The sequence below is a fragment of the Bacteroides sp. AF34-31BH genome (assembly GCF_003602795.1).
In the GTDB taxonomy this organism is placed as follows: domain Bacteria; phylum Bacteroidota; class Bacteroidia; order Bacteroidales; family Bacteroidaceae; genus Bacteroides; species Bacteroides uniformis.
Map to the genome: position 1 here is coordinate 232,504 of NZ_QTLV01000006.1, position 14,977 is coordinate 247,480.

13 protein-coding genes are annotated in these 14,977 nt (G+C 46.8%); 1 reads left to right on the plus strand and 12 read right to left on the minus strand.

The annotated features are described in order from the left end of the window. Nucleotides 1-125: 125 nt before the first annotated feature. From DWZ67_RS11570 to DWZ67_RS11580, 3 genes are all read right to left on the minus strand, one after another. Nucleotides 126-800, minus strand: coding sequence for a DNA alkylation repair protein (locus DWZ67_RS11570; RefSeq protein ID WP_044467927.1), 675 nt, complete (start codon nucleotides 798-800; stop codon nucleotides 126-128). Between the two features lie 6 nt (nucleotides 801-806). Then, nucleotides 807-2,855 (minus strand): dipeptidyl-peptidase 3 family protein, encoded by a 2,049-nt coding sequence (locus DWZ67_RS11575; protein WP_035457867.1) that lies wholly within the window; start codon nucleotides 2,853-2,855, stop codon nucleotides 807-809. Nucleotides 2,856-2,956: 101 nt separating this feature from the next. Next, the gene (locus DWZ67_RS11580; protein ID WP_005826207.1) at nucleotides 2,957-3,430 is read right to left on the minus strand and encodes a helix-turn-helix domain-containing protein; all 474 of its coding nucleotides are present in this window, start codon (nucleotides 3,428-3,430) and stop codon (nucleotides 2,957-2,959) included. A 281-nt stretch (nucleotides 3,431-3,711) separates the two neighbouring features. On the opposite strand from DWZ67_RS11580, the gene recQ reads away from it, so the two are divergent. Then, nucleotides 3,712-5,523 (plus strand): DNA helicase RecQ, encoded by a 1,812-nt coding sequence (gene recQ, locus DWZ67_RS11585; RefSeq protein ID WP_044467821.1) that lies wholly within the window; start codon nucleotides 3,712-3,714, stop codon nucleotides 5,521-5,523. Nucleotides 5,524-5,526: 3 nt separating this feature from the next. Here recQ and DWZ67_RS11590 read toward each other — a convergent pair whose 3' ends face one another. From DWZ67_RS11590 to DWZ67_RS11630, 9 genes are all read right to left on the minus strand, one after another. Beyond that, a complete protein-coding gene (locus DWZ67_RS11590; RefSeq protein WP_120138881.1) occupies nucleotides 5,527-6,378 on the minus strand; it encodes a tetratricopeptide repeat protein in 852 nt (283 codons plus the stop codon). A gap of 15 nt (nucleotides 6,379-6,393) precedes the next feature. Next, entirely contained in the window at nucleotides 6,394-7,344 is a 951-nt protein-coding gene (cysK, locus tag DWZ67_RS11595; protein ID WP_120138883.1) for a cysteine synthase A, read from the minus strand. Nucleotides 7,345-7,753: 409 nt separating this feature from the next. Further along, complete coding sequence (gene leuB / locus DWZ67_RS11600; RefSeq protein ID WP_005835570.1) at nucleotides 7,754-8,815, minus strand: 3-isopropylmalate dehydrogenase; 1,062 nt, start codon at nucleotides 8,813-8,815, stop codon at nucleotides 7,754-7,756. Continuing rightward, nucleotides 8,805-9,062 (minus strand): hypothetical protein, encoded by a 258-nt coding sequence (locus DWZ67_RS11605; RefSeq protein ID WP_005835569.1) that lies wholly within the window; start codon nucleotides 9,060-9,062, stop codon nucleotides 8,805-8,807. Before DWZ67_RS11605 ends, leuB begins: the two co-directional genes overlap by 11 nt. Before the next feature lie 12 nt (nucleotides 9,063-9,074). Then, nucleotides 9,075-10,616, minus strand: a complete 1,542-nt coding sequence (locus DWZ67_RS11610; protein WP_035457864.1) for an alpha-isopropylmalate synthase regulatory domain-containing protein — start codon at nucleotides 10,614-10,616, stop codon at nucleotides 9,075-9,077. After that, the gene (gene leuD / locus DWZ67_RS11615) at nucleotides 10,606-11,205 is read right to left on the minus strand and encodes a 3-isopropylmalate dehydratase small subunit (protein WP_005826193.1); all 600 of its coding nucleotides are present in this window, start codon (nucleotides 11,203-11,205) and stop codon (nucleotides 10,606-10,608) included. The genes DWZ67_RS11610 and leuD overlap by 11 nt, the downstream gene beginning before the upstream one ends. Before the next feature lie 109 nt (nucleotides 11,206-11,314). Continuing rightward, complete coding sequence (gene leuC, locus DWZ67_RS11620; protein ID WP_005826191.1) at nucleotides 11,315-12,709, minus strand: 3-isopropylmalate dehydratase large subunit; 1,395 nt, start codon at nucleotides 12,707-12,709, stop codon at nucleotides 11,315-11,317. Nucleotides 12,710-12,751: 42 nt separating this feature from the next. After that, nucleotides 12,752-14,248, minus strand: a complete 1,497-nt coding sequence (locus DWZ67_RS11625; protein WP_005835565.1) for a 2-isopropylmalate synthase — start codon at nucleotides 14,246-14,248, stop codon at nucleotides 12,752-12,754. Nucleotides 14,249-14,614: 366 nt separating this feature from the next. Beyond that, nucleotides 14,615-14,851, minus strand: a complete 237-nt coding sequence (locus DWZ67_RS11630; protein ID WP_034523359.1) for a hypothetical protein — start codon at nucleotides 14,849-14,851, stop codon at nucleotides 14,615-14,617. Nucleotides 14,852-14,977: the final 126 nt, after the last annotated feature.

Consider the following 14,977-nt stretch of genomic DNA (forward strand, 5'->3'; position numbering starts at 1 on the left):
GACGGCGCAGTTTTACAGCCAACAAAGTTAATCCTTTTTTGTGGAAAGCAAACGAGAAAGAGATAAAAATTGCGATAAGGGAAATATTCCCTTACCGCATCAGTCTCTATAACCATAGAACTAATCTAACAAACCTCCTCTTTTACAAGATTGTATAGTAATTGTTCTACATCAGAAGAAGAATTGTCCATACCCTCCACTCTGCGGCAAACTTGAAAAGAATTTTCCTCATTTTGCTGCATAAAGCGGCGGATAGCAGCCATGGCTGCATTGCGTACATGATAGGAGCCCGACAAAAAAGCCGTTATTGCCTGGTCGAGGAACTCATTTTCAACCCGTTCGTTCATATCCCCTTTCTTCATCAATAGACGGGCTATGGTGAGGAAGCCGCAAACCTGCGTGTATTCGTCCTCGCTTGCAATCCAATGGAAGGACTTGGCAGGCGCATAAGGAAGATGTTGGAATAAATTCATGCAGGTAAGTTCTGCAATCTCGATATTACGGATATCTTCCACCCAGATATCGGCTATCTCGGGCAGGAAACTCTCTACCGGCTGTAAAAGTCCCGCCAATATTTTACACTCTCTGATATCTTCTTTCCACAAAGCTTGAGCCAGAGAGTGGTCCTTCTCGTAACCGGCAGCAATACCCTTGATACGGGGCAACTCCACGCCGAAGTTCAGCTTATATACCAGCCCTTTCTCACGCATACTTTGGGACACAGCCCCGTTCATTGAGAGACGGAGCTGTGTCTTTATATCTTTCAGCCGCTGATGCAGCTGCTCTTTAGTATCTATCATAGTTCATCATTTATTGACAGAAGGCAATGTAGAATAGTCTTTGCTATAACGCAACATCTGTTCCGCATAACCTTCATCATAAGTCACTGTCACATCTGTTATAGTACCGTCGGCATCCGTCACCACTTCATACTTGGGATTGACGAACCCCTTATACGGCGCAAGATTCAGCTTCTTGTAGCGTTCCAGCACTTCGGCATGCAAAGCGGGATCGACTTTCACGGCATAGGCTTCCACCAAATCATGGGCACCGGCATAGTCACCGGTGGACTTGATACGCTGTATCTCGGCAAGCAACCGGCCAAACAAGTCACGCACTTTCTCATAATCGTTTATCACGACGTACGTCTTCCCATCCTTCTTTACCAATTCCACAACCTTCTCCGCCGCACCTTTCTCGTACACCCAGCGGGCTATGAGCTGACGGTTGCGCATATGGGCTTCTTCTACATTGTTACCAGGCTCGATACGTACAAGCTGTGTCATCAAACCATTCATCAGATAGGTGTAGTATTGAGCCTTATAAGCATCCGCACTTGGAGTAAGCCCCAGTTCCACCAGCTTCGGGTCGGCCACGTAGTAGAGTCCGAACAAGTCGGCGCGCGCTTCTTCGATAGTAGAACCATATGCCTTCAACGCATCCGGGTCCACACCCGGGAGCAATTTACCGGAACCATGTCCCAAACATTCATGCAGGTCAGTATGCAGTTCATCTGTCACATCTGCGTACTTATCAATCAGTTGAAGCTCTGCATCACTGTACACAAACTCCTCATTGAACCCGTTGCCATGAGCTGCCTTGTTATAAGCATCTGTAATGTTACCGATTGTAACGGATTTCGAACCATGATGGCTACGTATCCAGTTGGCATTGGGCAGGTTGATGCCGATAGCAGTTGCAGGATACAAGTCACCGGCCAGAATAGCCGCCGTGATTACCTTGGCAGACACCCCTTTCACTTTCTCCTTCTTGAATTGTCCGTCTACCGGCGAATGGTCCTCAAACCACTGTGCATTGCCGCTTATCAACTCTGTACGCTGGGTAGCTTCCAAATCTTTAAAATTCACCAGAGATTCCCAGCTTGCCTTCATGCCGAGCGGGTCACCATAACTTTCGGTAAAACCGTTCACAAAGTCAATGCGTGAGTTCAAATCCTTCACCCACAAAATGGCATATTCATCGAATGTCTTTAAATCGCCGGTTTCATAGAATTCCATCAGTTTGGCTATCACCGCCTTCTGCTCGGGAGTCTCGGCAACTCCTTCTGCCTTCTTCAGCCAGTAGACAATCTTTTCAAGTGCCTGTCCATACAAGCCCCCCACTTTCCATACTTTCTCCTGAATCTTGCCATCCTCTTTCACCAAACGGCTATTCAAACCATAGGAAACGGGAGTTTCATCCTGCGGATTCTTCAAGGCATTATAGAAATCTTCGGCCTCCTGCTGCGTCACGCCATCGTAATAATTGCATGCGGAAGTCAAAACCAAATCTTCACCGGCAGCTTGGTTCACCCGTTTGGGCATCACCGTGGGGTCGAAAATAACGGGGAACACTTCCTCGCACAGTTGTTCCACAGTCTGTCCTTCGGCAAGCGGCAATGTAGCTGCATCCACACTCTGTACAGCCTGCCTGAAGAATTCGGGAGTAAATCCCGGAACGAACTTTTCGCTACCATAGTGATGATGAATGCCGTTAGAGAACCATACCCGCTTGAGGTACACTTCCATAGCCTTGAAATCAGGAGTGTTCTTATCTCCCTTATAGCCGGTATAGACAGCTTCCAGCATCCGGCGAATCGTCAGGTTGTACTTGCCATTCTGGTCGAAAAGAATGTCTCTGCCCTGCAAAGCCGCTTCCGTCAAATAATAAACCAATTCTTTTTGTTTGAGGGACAAATCCTCAAAACCTGGTACGCGGTAACGTAAAATCTGTAAATCTGCAAATTGTTCCACTGTATAGTCAAATTTTTCTGCCTCAGCAGTTGTTTTCGGATTTCCGCCACAAGCCGTCAATAGAGAAAGGGCAGTCACCATAGAAATTAGTTGTTTCTTCATGTGTCGGGAGTATATAGATTGGTATTAAAAAAGAAGAAAAGGAAGTATCCCGAAACAACTGTTCCGGAATATTTCCTTTTTATTCATTCAGTCATACAGAATTATTTCTTCTTAGCTTCTTTTTCTGCGTGTCTTTTACGATATCCATTAGGAGTCTCACCTACATTCTTATAGAAAGCAGCATAAAAAGACTGACGGTTTGCAAAGCCGACCATCGTACTGATCTCCTCTACATTCTTGTCAGCATATCTCTTGTCTGTCAACAAATGCTGCGCTTCTTTTACTCTATATTCATTCAGCAGGCAAGAATAGTTCATGCCGAAGCGTGAATTCACCACTGCAGACAAATAGCGAGTATTGGTCTGCAATTCTTTCGCCAAATCCTTAGCGGAATAATCAGCATCTCTGTACTTCTTTTGTACAACAACGATATTCAATATCTTGTCATACAACTCATCTGCCAATTCCGGCCTTATCAAAGAACGGTAGGCAGCATCCTTTTCTTTCTTTTCGCGCAGGTTGTAAGGACGTTTCTTCGTTCCTTTTTCCTGGGCATTGTTTTCTAAATCACTCATTGAATTAACTGGTTAGGGTTGTTTAAAATCGGAAAAGCCAAAGGGTTAGCCCCTTAGACTTTACAAAAGTCAGACATTTTTTTTTAATACACAACTTTTCCCGTATATATTTTTGATAAATAAACAACGAAAAAGGTTGAAAAGTAGGTCAATTCAGCCATTAATAAGAAACTTTAACCTTTTGCAGAAACTCATATGATACAAAATCTTGATGACTTTCCATTTGTAGTATATGCAATAATTAGTGTACCTTTGCCGGAAGAAATACATACTGCCAGATTATGCTACAAACGCTCAAGACATATTTCGGTTACGACAGTTTCCGCCCCTTACAAGAAGACATCATACGCCATCTGATGGACCGTAAAGACGCATTGGTACTGATGCCTACGGGAGGTGGAAAGTCCATCTGCTACCAACTTCCCGCCCTATTGAGTGAAGGCACGGCGGTAGTGGTTTCTCCGCTCATTTCCTTGATGAAGGACCAAGTGGAAACGCTCTGTGCAAACGGTATCGCGGCCGGTGCACTGAACAGTAATAATGATGAAACAGAGAATGCTTCCCTACGACGTGCATGCATGGAAGGCAAGCTGAAACTGCTATATATTTCTCCTGAAAAATTATTGGCGGAAGCCAACTATCTGTTAAGGGATATGCATATTTCCCTTTTCGCCATTGATGAAGCTCACTGCATCTCACAATGGGGACACGATTTCCGTCCGGAATATACACAGATGGGCATCCTTCACCAACTGTTTCCCCAGGTTCCCATCATTGCACTTACTGCCACAGCCGATAAAATAACCCGTGAAGATATTATTAAACAGCTACACCTCAACCAACCGAGAATTTTCATTTCATCTTTCGACCGTCCCAACCTGAGTCTCACCGTAAAAAGAGGTTACCAGCAGAAGGAAAAAAGCAAAGCCATCCTCGACTTCATCGCCCGCCATCCGGGAGAGAGCGGCATCATTTATTGTATGAGCCGCAGCAAGACCGAATCGGTGGCACAGATGCTTCAGAAACATGGAATAAGGTCAGCAGTCTATCATGCCGGCCTATCGCCGGCACGAAGAGATGAAGCACAAGACGACTTCATCAACGACCGCGTGCAAGCGGTATGCGCCACCATTGCCTTTGGAATGGGAATTGACAAAAGCAATGTGCGCTGGGTAATTCATTACAATTTGCCCAAAAGCATTGAAAGTTTCTATCAAGAAATAGGACGTGCCGGACGAGACGGAATGCCCAGTGACACCCTTTTGTTCTATTCACTGGCCGACCTCATTCTGCTCACTAAATTCGCAACGGACAGCGGACAACAAAGCATCAACCTGGAAAAACTGCAACGCATGCAGCAATATGCGGAAGCAGATATCTGCCGCCGCCGCATTCTGTTAAGCTATTTCGGTGAAAATACGACCTGCGACTGTGGAAACTGTGATGTATGCAAAAATCCCCCCGAACGTTTCGATGGTACAATAATCGTACAAAAGGCACTTAGTGCAATCGCGCGTTCCGAGCAACAGATAGGAACCGGTATTTTAGTGGACATCCTCCGAGGAAACATGAGTTCTGAAGTTACAGAAAGGGGATACCATCGCCTTAAGACCTTTGGAGCCGGGCGTGAAGTACCTGCCAGAGATTGGCATGACTACCTGCTGCAAATGTTGCAACTCGGCTATTTCGAAATAGCCTACAATGAAAACAACCATCTGAAAATTACTCAAAGCGGAACAGATGTCTTGTTTGGCAGAGCACGCGCCCTGCTTGTCACCATCCGCCGCGAGGAAGCTGTACAAGCTACAAGAGGCCGTAAACGCAAGGCTACAGTTCCAACCAAAGAATTGCCATTGGGATTGCCCAATAAAGAAAGTGGGGAACTTTTCGAGGCTCTCCGCACTCTCCGCAAACGCCTTGCCGACCAGGAAGCACTTCCTGCCTATATCGTACTGTCCGACAAAGTGCTCCACCTACTCAGCACCTCCCGCCCCACTACCATAGAAGAATTTGGTAATATCAGCGGTATCGGTGAATATAAAAAGAAGAAATACGGAAAAGAGTTTGTGGAACTGATACGGAAATACAGTTGAATATTATTTACACTGTAACAGTAAATCCCTAAGGTCACCTTGCGGCACGCCAAGCGAAATGGCTTTTTCGAAGTCACGTTTTGCCAACTCCTTTTTCTTTTGAGAAAGGTAAATTTGCCCCCGTATCAAGTAGGCTTCTGTCTGCGAAGCATCCAGCTTGATGGCTTCTTCCAAGTCCATCATGGCCAGGTCCACATGTTTCATATCCTGCTCCACACCCGCACGTGCCACGTAAAGCACAGCATATTGCTGGGTAGTCAGCCGGGTAGCTTCTCCTCCTTTTTCTGCAATCATGGCATTCAATATCGAAAGTGCCGCTTCGTATTTACCCTCCTTCTGCTCTAGTGTAGCCAACCCCAGACGGCCATTGTAGCTCCGGGGGGCAAGTTTCAGCAGACGTTCATAATCAGACTTTGCAAAATTATAGTTACGCTGCCGCATATAGATATAGGCACGCATCAGCAAGGCTTCCTGATTATCGCTCTCTATATCCAGCACCAAAGAATAGTCTATCCGGGCCAAATCATCCTTCCCCAACTCAAGATAAAGAGCGGCACGATTCATCAGGGCAGGTATGGCCCGCGGAGCAATGTTCAATGCCAGAGTATACGAGTCAAGGGCCTGCTCATACCGGTGCTGCCGACGCTGTATCGTACCCAAGTTGGAGAACAGCAAAGCATTATGAGGATTGGCGGGCTCCATTTTCAAAGCTTGTTCAATGTATTTTTCGGCCAATGACAAGCTGTCTTGCTCCGTGGCTGCAACCGCACGTTCGCTCAGTTCCTGATAGGTTTGTGAAAAGGCAGGGAACATCGTGGCTCCACACAAGAAGAAAGAAAAAATAAATTTCTTCATATAATCGTTCAGTATTTATTCCAAAGGATAGGTATCGAAAGCAAACAGTTCTGTTGACAAATAGCGTTCCCCCGTATCGGGCAGTAGGGCAACAATCATTTTATCCGCAAATTCAGGGCGTTCGGCCAGCAACCGTGCCGCATATACCGCCGCACCGGATGAGATGCCAGCCAGCAAGCCTTCCGCAGAAGCCAGCTCTCGTCCTCCACGAATGGCCTCGTCATCGGGCACCGGAATAATCTCGTCTACTACAGAAGCATCATAAATGGAAGGAATAAAATTGGCCCCAATCCCCTGGATGCGGTGCGGTGCATCTTCCCCTCCTTCCAGAACCGGAGAGGAGGCCGGTTCTACAGCCACAACATAGACATCCGGATTATGTTTCTTCAAGGCACGCGCCACTCCACAGACCGTACCGCCCGTGCCCACACCGGCAACAAAAACAGTCACTTTACCATCCGTGTCCGTCCAGATTTCTTCCCCCGTAGTATGTTCATGAGCCTTGGCATTGGAGGGATTCTCAAACTGCTGCAGAATAACCGCACCAGGTATCGCATCCCGCAATTCTTTCGCTTTGGCAATGGAGCCAGCCATACCTGCCAGTCCGTCGGTCAGTACAATCTCCGCACCCAAGGCTTTCAACAGATTACGGCGTTCCACACTCATGGTCTCCGGCATGGTCAATATCAAATGATATCCCTTGATGGTTGCTACCATCGCCAGTCCCACGCCGGTATTGCCACTGGTAGGTTCAATAATCGTGGCTCCGGGTTTCAAAGCCCCACGTGCCTCGGCATCCTCAATCATGGCAAATGCCACACGGTCCTTCACGCTTCCCGCCGGATTAAAAGATTCCAGCTTAGCCACAATATTTCTTTTCAATCCGTATTTACGACTGTATTCAGCCAATTCCATCAAAGGAGTATGCCCAATCAACTCCGTCAGGTTCTTTGCAATTTTCGCCATAATCTCACTGTCTAATACATTCTTCCCGTACACACTTATGTAACATGGATATGCTGACAAAGATATGGAAATTCCAAGAAATAAACCGTGCGGGAAAGGAAAGATTATACTGCCATCTATCAAAGCTTAACACGAATAAAGAGGATGAAAGGATATGAAACGATTGAAGAAGGCAGGATGAGGAGGAAGAACCATATCTGACAATCAGCGACTTCCCACTGCAAAGATGGTGCATGCTTTTTGCAGTAGTACTGCAAACGAGCTGCAGCGTTACTGCAAATAGGTTTGCAGTGGTACTGCAACTGCTTTGCAGCGCAACTGTAACAGCTTTGCAGTGACACTGCAAAAGGTTTGCAGAACTTTGCAGTGAGAAGTTACTGATGAACAGAACGGTAATGAGACACTGTTATCAAGACTTCTTAAGATAGTCTACAATCCACGCGCCCACTTCCTTGGTACCGTATTTGTCGCCACCTTCTACTTGAATCTCCGGTGTACGTACATTCGCATCGAGTGAAGCATCAACTGCCTTACGAATCAACGCCCCCTCCTCTTTCAGGTCGAAGTATTCGAAAAGCATGGCTACAGACAAAATTTGCGCCAGCGGATTGGCTATATTCAAGCCTTTCGCCTGCGGCCAGGAACCATGGATAGGTTCGAATACCGGCGTGCTCTCTCCCGTAGAAGCAGAAGGCAGCAATCCCATAGAGCCACTGATGCAGGAACCCTCGTCCGTCAAAATATCACCAAACGTATTTTCCGTAACCATTACGTCAAAGAATTTCGGCTCTTGAATCATCTTCATGGCGGCGTTGTCCACAAACATATAGTCGGTTGTCACCTCGGGGTACTGCGGTGCCATCTCCTGGGCAATCTGTCTCCAAAGACGGGAAGAGGCAAGCACATTGGCTTTATCCACCACCGTAAGATGTTTACTGCGTTTCATGGCATATTCAAATCCGACTTTCAGGATACGCTCAATCTCAGGACGGGTATACATGTTCGTATCATACGCCTTGTCATTGTCCTGGTATTTCTCACCGAAGTACATGCCACCGGTCAATTCGCGGATGCAAAGGAAATCGGCACCATCCACCAGTTCCGCACGAAGGGGAGACTTATGGAGCAGACATTTGAAGGTCTGCACGGGACGGATGTTGGCAAACAGTCCCAGTTTCTTGCGCATAGCCAGCAAGCCCTGCTCGGGACGCACTTTGGCAGTAGGGTCATTGTCGAATTTCGGGTCACCTACGGCAGAGAACAATACAGCATCCGCATTTTTACAAGCCTCATAAGTGGCTTCGGGAAACGGGTCACCCACCTTGTCTATCGCGTCTGCACCGCAGATGGCATATTCATAGTTCACTTTATGTCCGAACTTCTCACACACGGCAGTCATCACATCCACGCCTACGGTAGAGATTTCGGGGCCGATACCGTCACCGGCCAACACTGCAATTTTAAAATCCATTGTTTTCTTTATTATTTAAAAGTTCATCTATCTTCTTTTTGTTTGCAAGATTCTTGCGGCGATACCGGTCACCCCACACAAAACCTGCTGTCAATATAAGGGTATTGATGGCTGACATAAGATACTCGTCCGCATCCAACTCGCCGCTCCACCAACGCAGAAAGAGGTTGAAAGCAAAAAGCAAGCCTGCATACAACGCATAGCATACATAAGGACGCCTCTCAAAAAACGATTTCTTTTTCTCCATGAGATTCATTTTTTAGGATTCATATTCGTCTTCTATGATATTCAGCATCTTCACCGTCGCCTTGATGGCCGCTTCCGTCTGGTCTGCGTCCAATCCGCGTGTACGGAATATCGTATCTTCAAAACTCCAGGTAATAACCGTCTGCACAAAGGCATCGGTACGCCCACCGGGAGGAATGGTCACGGCATAGTTCGTCAGCATCGGGAACTTACGACCCAGTGTCACTTTATATATCTTGCGCAAGGCGCGCACAAAAGCATCATACTGGCCATCTCCACTGGAACTTTCCTCATATTCCTTTCCGTTGATTTCTATCTTCAACGTAGCCATCGGCTTCAATCCATACGCCAGATTCACAATATAGCTCTTAAGGCTGACGCGTTCTTCTGCCATTCCGTGCTTCAGTACGTCCGAAACGATATAGGGCAGGTCTTCTTGCGTCACCAGCTCTTTCTTGTCGCCCAACTCAATGATGCGTTCGGTCACTTTGCGCATGGCATCTTCATCCAGTTGTAACCCCAAGTCCTCCAGATTCTTCCGGATATTGGCTTTACCGCTGTTCTTGCCCAGGGCATACTCTCGCTTGCGACCAAAGCGTTCGGGCAGGAGGTCGTTGCAGTAGAGGTTACTTTTATTGTCACCGTCGGCATGGACGCCTGCCACTTGGGTAAATACATTCTCGCCAACAATCGGTTTATTGGCGGGAATGACGATGCCCGAGTAGGACTCCACCACACGGCTTACGTCGTTCAGGCGGCTTTCGTCAATGTTGGTAATGGCATTGAAGTGGTCTTTCAGGATAGCCTGCACACTGGCAAGCGGAGCATTGCCGGCGCGTTCGCCCAGGCCGTTAATGGTAGTATGCAGTCCCTTGCAACCGCTAAGTACGGCGGCAAGCACATTGCTCACGGCAAGGTCATAGTCATTGTGGGCATGGAAGTCAAAATGGGCATGCGGATAGCGTTTCACCATCTTGCGCATGAACTCGATGACCTGCAGCGGGTTCAATACGCCCAACGTGTCAGGCAACATATAGCGGCGGATATTGGTCTGCTTCAAGGCGTCCATCAGACGGAACACATATTCCGGAGAATCTTTCATGCCGTTGCTCCAGTCTTCCAGATAGACATTCACTACCATATCCTGCTCGTTGGCGTAATCCACTACGGACAGAATATCCTCGATATGCTCTTCGGGAGTCTTCTTCAACTGGTAGGTGCAATGCTTCAGCGAGCCTTTGCACAGCAGATTGATGACACGGCAACCGGTCGCATGTATCCAGTCCACCGACGTGTGGCCATCTACAAAGCCAAGCACTTCTACTCTTGGCAACAGATTACGGCGTGCCGCCCAGTCACAAATCATTTTTACGGCATCAAACTCTCCTTCGGATACCCGCGCAGAAGCCACCTCCACCCGGTCTACCTTCAATTCCTCCAGTAACAAACGGGCAATCATCAGCTTCTCATGGGGCACAAAGGAGACTCCGCTGGTCTGTTCACCGTCGCGGAGCGTAGTGTCCATGATTTCTATCTTCGGATGATTATGCTTCATTTTTATTCTCCCAAGCTTCTATCTTATCTTTATTCTCAACCAGAAAATCGATGTCATCCAAGCCATTCATCAGGCAATGTTTCTTGTAGGCATTGATTTCAAAATGTTCGATCTTGCCCGTAGCTTTGTTGGTGATGGTCTGTTCGGGCAGATTCACTTCCACTTCCATCTTCGGATTGGCAGAGATAGAGTCGAACAACTCTTTCAGGAACGGCTCACTTACCACCACCGGAAGCACAAAGTTGTTCAGTTCATTGTTCTTGTGTATATCGGCAAAGAAACTCGATACCACCACGCGGAAACCGTAACCGGCAATGGCCCATGCAGCATGCTCACGGCTGGAACCGGAACCGAAGTTCTTTCCCGCCACCAGAATCTGTCCACCGTAAGTGGGATTGTTCAAAACAAAGTCCTTGTTCAGAGAACCGTCCGGATGATAGCGCCAATCGCGGAATAAATTATCTCCGAAGAACTTTTCCTCACGGGTAGTAGCTTTCAGAAAACGTGCAGGGATTATCTGGTCTGTATCCACATTCTCTAATGGAAGAGGCACACAAGTACTGGTTATTATATCAAATTTTGTCTTCATCTTTGTATTTACGATTTACAATTTACGATTGAAAATACTCTTGATTTACCTTTGTTGAACGATGTTTGATTTACGAAGTAATTTTAATCGTAAATCGTCCAATCGTACATCAAATCAACGTTCTCGGGTCAGTAATTACTCCAGTCACTGCCGCTGCTGCAGCTACAAGCGGGCTGGCAAGCAGTGTTCGGGAACCCGGTCCTTGGCGTCCTTCAAAATTACGGTTACTGGTAGACACTGCATACTTTCCGGCAGGCACCTTATCGTCGTTCATTGCCAGGCAAGCAGAACAACCCGGTTGGCGAATGGCAAAACCGGCCTCTTCCAAAATCTTGTCCAGTCCCTCTTCGCGAATCTGTGCATCTACCATCCAGGAGCCCGGAACCAGCCATGCCACTACATTCTCGGCTTTCCGACGGCCTTTCACAATGGAGGCAAATGCACGGAAATCCTCAATGCGTCCATTGGTGCAGGCACCCAAAAACACATAGTCAACCTTCTTACCCAGCAAAGGTTCTCCCGGTTGGAAACCCATATAGCTCATAGACTTCATGAAAGAGGTCCGGGCAGCTTCTCCCATGCCTTCGGTAGTAGGAATATGTTGTGTGATACCCATACCCATGCCCGGGTTGGTACCGTATGTAATCATCGGTTCAATATCTTCGGCAGCAAAACGGACTTCCTTGTCGAACACTGCATCCTCATCACTCTTCAATGTTTTCCAATAGGCCAATGCCTTGTCCCATGCCTCACCCTTCGGAGCATATTCGCGTCCTTTGATGTACTCGAAAGTGGTCTCATCCGGAGCAACCATACCGCCGCGGGCACCCATCTCTATACTCAGATTGCACAAGGTCAGACGGCCTTCCATAGTCAGACTACGCACAGCTTCTCCGGCATATTCCACGAAATATCCCGTAGCGCCGCTGGTCGTCATCTTCGACATCATGTACAATGCCACATCTTTTGCCGTCACTCCTTTGCCAAGTTTGCCGTCAACAGTGATGCGCATTGTCTTAGGACGGGTCTGAAGGATACATTGCGAGGCCATTACCATTTCCACTTCACTCGTACCGATACCGAAAGCCACTGCTCCCATCGCCCCGTGGGTGGAAGTATGCGAGTCACCGCAGACAATGGTCATGCCAGGCAGGGTCAGCCCGCGTTCCGGACCTACTACATGGATAATTCCGTTCTTCTTGTCCATCATGCCGAAATGGGCCAATCCAAACTCTTCCGCATTCTTGGCCAGTGTATCTACCTGAGTCTTTGAAACCGGGTCTTCAATCGGCTTGTCCTGGTCATGCGTCGGCGTGTTATGGTCGGGCATACAGAAAATCTTTTCCGGACGGAAACACTTGATTCCACGTTCGCGCAATCCCGAAAAGGCTTGCGGGCTGGTTACTTCATGACAATAAAGCCGGTCAATATAAAGCTGTGTGGGACCGTCTTCCACTTTCTGTACCACATGGGCATCCCAGATTTTATCAAATAATGTATTCATCTCTTTATGTACAATTTAGCTATTTACAATTTACGATTAAAATCACATCTTGAACTTATTGATACAGTCGATGTACGCTTCCACTGATGCCGCGATAATATCCGTATTGGCACCGAACCCATAATAAATATGATTATCGTATTCCACCTGCATATGTACCTTACCCATATCGTCGCTACCCTTGCTGATAGCCTGGATAGTGAATTCCTTCAATGTCATATGGCGGTCAATAATCTTCTTCAAAGCCTTGATAGCAGCGTCTACCGGACCGTTTCCACTGGCGGCGGCTTCAAACTTCTCGCCAGAGATGTTCAATCCCAAGCTGGCAACCGAACGAACCCCCACCCCACTGGTCACCTGAAGATATTCCAGTTTGATACGGTGGTTCTGCGTACGATTTGCCCCTGCCAATACCAGAATATCATCATCGTTGATATCCTTCTTCTTATCGGCAAGTTTCAAGAACTCTTCATACACTTTGTCCAGCTTCTCCTGATCCAGTTGTACTCCCAATATCGACAAACGATTCTTCAAGGCTGCACGTCCGCTACGGGCTGTCAATACGATGGAATTATCATCAATACCCACATCATGCGGGTCAATGATTTCGTAAGTCTGTACATTCTTCAACACACCATCCTGGTGGATACCCGACGAATGGGCAAAAGCATTGCGACCTACAATAGCCTTGTTGGGCTGCACCGGCATGTTCATCAGGCTGGACACCATACGGCTGGTCGGATAAATCTTCTGTGTATTGATGTTGGTCTCTATTTCTATATCCTTGTGACATTTGATAATCATCGCCACTTCCTCAAGAGAAGTATTCCCGGCACGTTCACCAATACCGTTGATGGTCACCTCCACCTGGCGAGCACCATTCAGCACGCCAGCCATTGTATTGGCAGTAGCCATGCCCAAGTCATTGTGGCAATGAGTAGAAATAATGGCATTATGAATACCGTTGACATGTTCCATCAGATATCTTATCTTCGCGCCATACTCATCAGGCAAGCAATACCCCGTTGTATCGGGAATATTCACTACAGTCGCACCTGCCTTGATAACAGCTTCTACCACCCGTGCCAAATATTCATTATCCGTTCGGCCTGCATCTTCGGCATAGAACTCTACATCATCCACATACTTACGTGCATACTTTACGGCAGCCACTGCACGCTCTATTATTTCCTCGCGATTGGAATTGAATTTATATTTAATGTGCGAGTCAGATGTACCGATACCAGTATGGATACGTTTATGCTTGGCAAACTGCAAAGCCTCTGCCGCCACATCAATATCTTTCTGTACGGCACGTGTCAAGGCGCAGATGGTGGGCCATGTCACAGCCTTTGATATCTCAATGACCGAATTGAAATCTCCCGGACTTGAAATCGGAAATCCGGCTTCAATCACGTCCACCCCCAGGGCTTCCAGTTGTCTGGCTACCTGAATCTTTTCCACTGTATTCAATTGGCATCCCGGAACCTGCTCTCCATCGCGGAGCGTTGTGTCGAAAATAAATAATTTGTCACTCATTGCTTTATTGTATTTAATTTATGTTCCATAAAAAAAGCCTTTCGCACTTGGAAGTGAGAAAGGCTTCATATATCATTGCATCTTACATATATATTCACGCACAGCACTCACTTCCACTAAACCTTGCCAGTAGAATAATAATACCACACAGTAGAATATATGTAAAGTTCTGAATCATCTTCTTTTTTGTTTTGACGTTGCAAAGGTAGATATTATTTCGTATCACACAAACAAATTCATTACTTTTTTCCGATAAAAAATATCATTTTATAAGTTTGTATTCATTTATCGCTGAAATATATCACAAAAAAAGGCGTACCTCAAGGTACGCCTTTTTTTATTCTTCAGTTCAATACAAGTTCTGAATTACTTCTTCTCACAAGGTTTGTCACACTTGGCACCATCACATGCAGCCTTAGGACACGCTGCTGAATCAGCAGCCTGGCAACATGCCTTTGCAGAGTCACATACTTGTTCTGTTTTTGCAGCACAGCAAGAATCTGCCTCAGTTGCATTAGAATCTGCAGCCTTTTTGTTGCCACAAGATGTCACTGCGAAAGAAAACGCTACCGCAACGGCAGCCAATAAAACTTTAGTCTTCATACTTTCAATTTGCTTTAAACGTTGATATAAAATTAGTTCGGCGCAAATATAAGAAAAGTTTATGAGACCGCCAAAAACGAACAAAGCCTCCGTATCCTTATCAGACACGGAGGCTTCTTCTGAAAA

Bases quoted from the DNA above. Each gene is read 5' to 3' on its own strand.
- DWZ67_RS11570 (WP_044467927.1), bottom strand. From the start codon at position 800: ATGATAGATACTAAAGAGCAGCTGCATCAGCGGCTGAAAGATATAAAG.
- DWZ67_RS11575 (WP_035457867.1), bottom strand. From the start codon at position 2,855: ATGAAGAAACAACTAATTTCTATGGTGACTGCCCTTTCTCTATTGACG.
- DWZ67_RS11580 (WP_005826207.1), bottom strand. From the start codon at position 3,430: ATGAGTGATTTAGAAAACAATGCCCAGGAAAAAGGAACGAAGAAACGT.
- recQ (WP_044467821.1), top strand. From the start codon at position 3,712: ATGCTACAAACGCTCAAGACATATTTCGGTTACGACAGTTTCCGCCCC.
- DWZ67_RS11590 (WP_120138881.1), bottom strand. From the start codon at position 6,378: ATGAAGAAATTTATTTTTTCTTTCTTCTTGTGTGGAGCCACGATGTTC.
- cysK (WP_120138883.1), bottom strand. From the start codon at position 7,344: ATGGCGAAAATTGCAAAGAACCTGACGGAGTTGATTGGGCATACTCCT.
- leuB (WP_005835570.1), bottom strand. From the start codon at position 8,815: ATGGATTTTAAAATTGCAGTGTTGGCCGGTGACGGTATCGGCCCCGAA.
- DWZ67_RS11605 (WP_005835569.1), bottom strand. From the start codon at position 9,062: ATGGAGAAAAAGAAATCGTTTTTTGAGAGGCGTCCTTATGTATGCTAT.
- DWZ67_RS11610 (WP_035457864.1), bottom strand. From the start codon at position 10,616: ATGAAGCATAATCATCCGAAGATAGAAATCATGGACACTACGCTCCGC.
- leuD (WP_005826193.1), bottom strand. From the start codon at position 11,205: ATGAAGACAAAATTTGATATAATAACCAGTACTTGTGTGCCTCTTCCA.
- leuC (WP_005826191.1), bottom strand. From the start codon at position 12,709: ATGAATACATTATTTGATAAAATCTGGGATGCCCATGTGGTACAGAAA.
- DWZ67_RS11625 (WP_005835565.1), bottom strand. From the start codon at position 14,248: ATGAGTGACAAATTATTTATTTTCGACACAACGCTCCGCGATGGAGAG.
- DWZ67_RS11630 (WP_034523359.1), bottom strand. From the start codon at position 14,851: ATGAAGACTAAAGTTTTATTGGCTGCCGTTGCGGTAGCGTTTTCTTTC.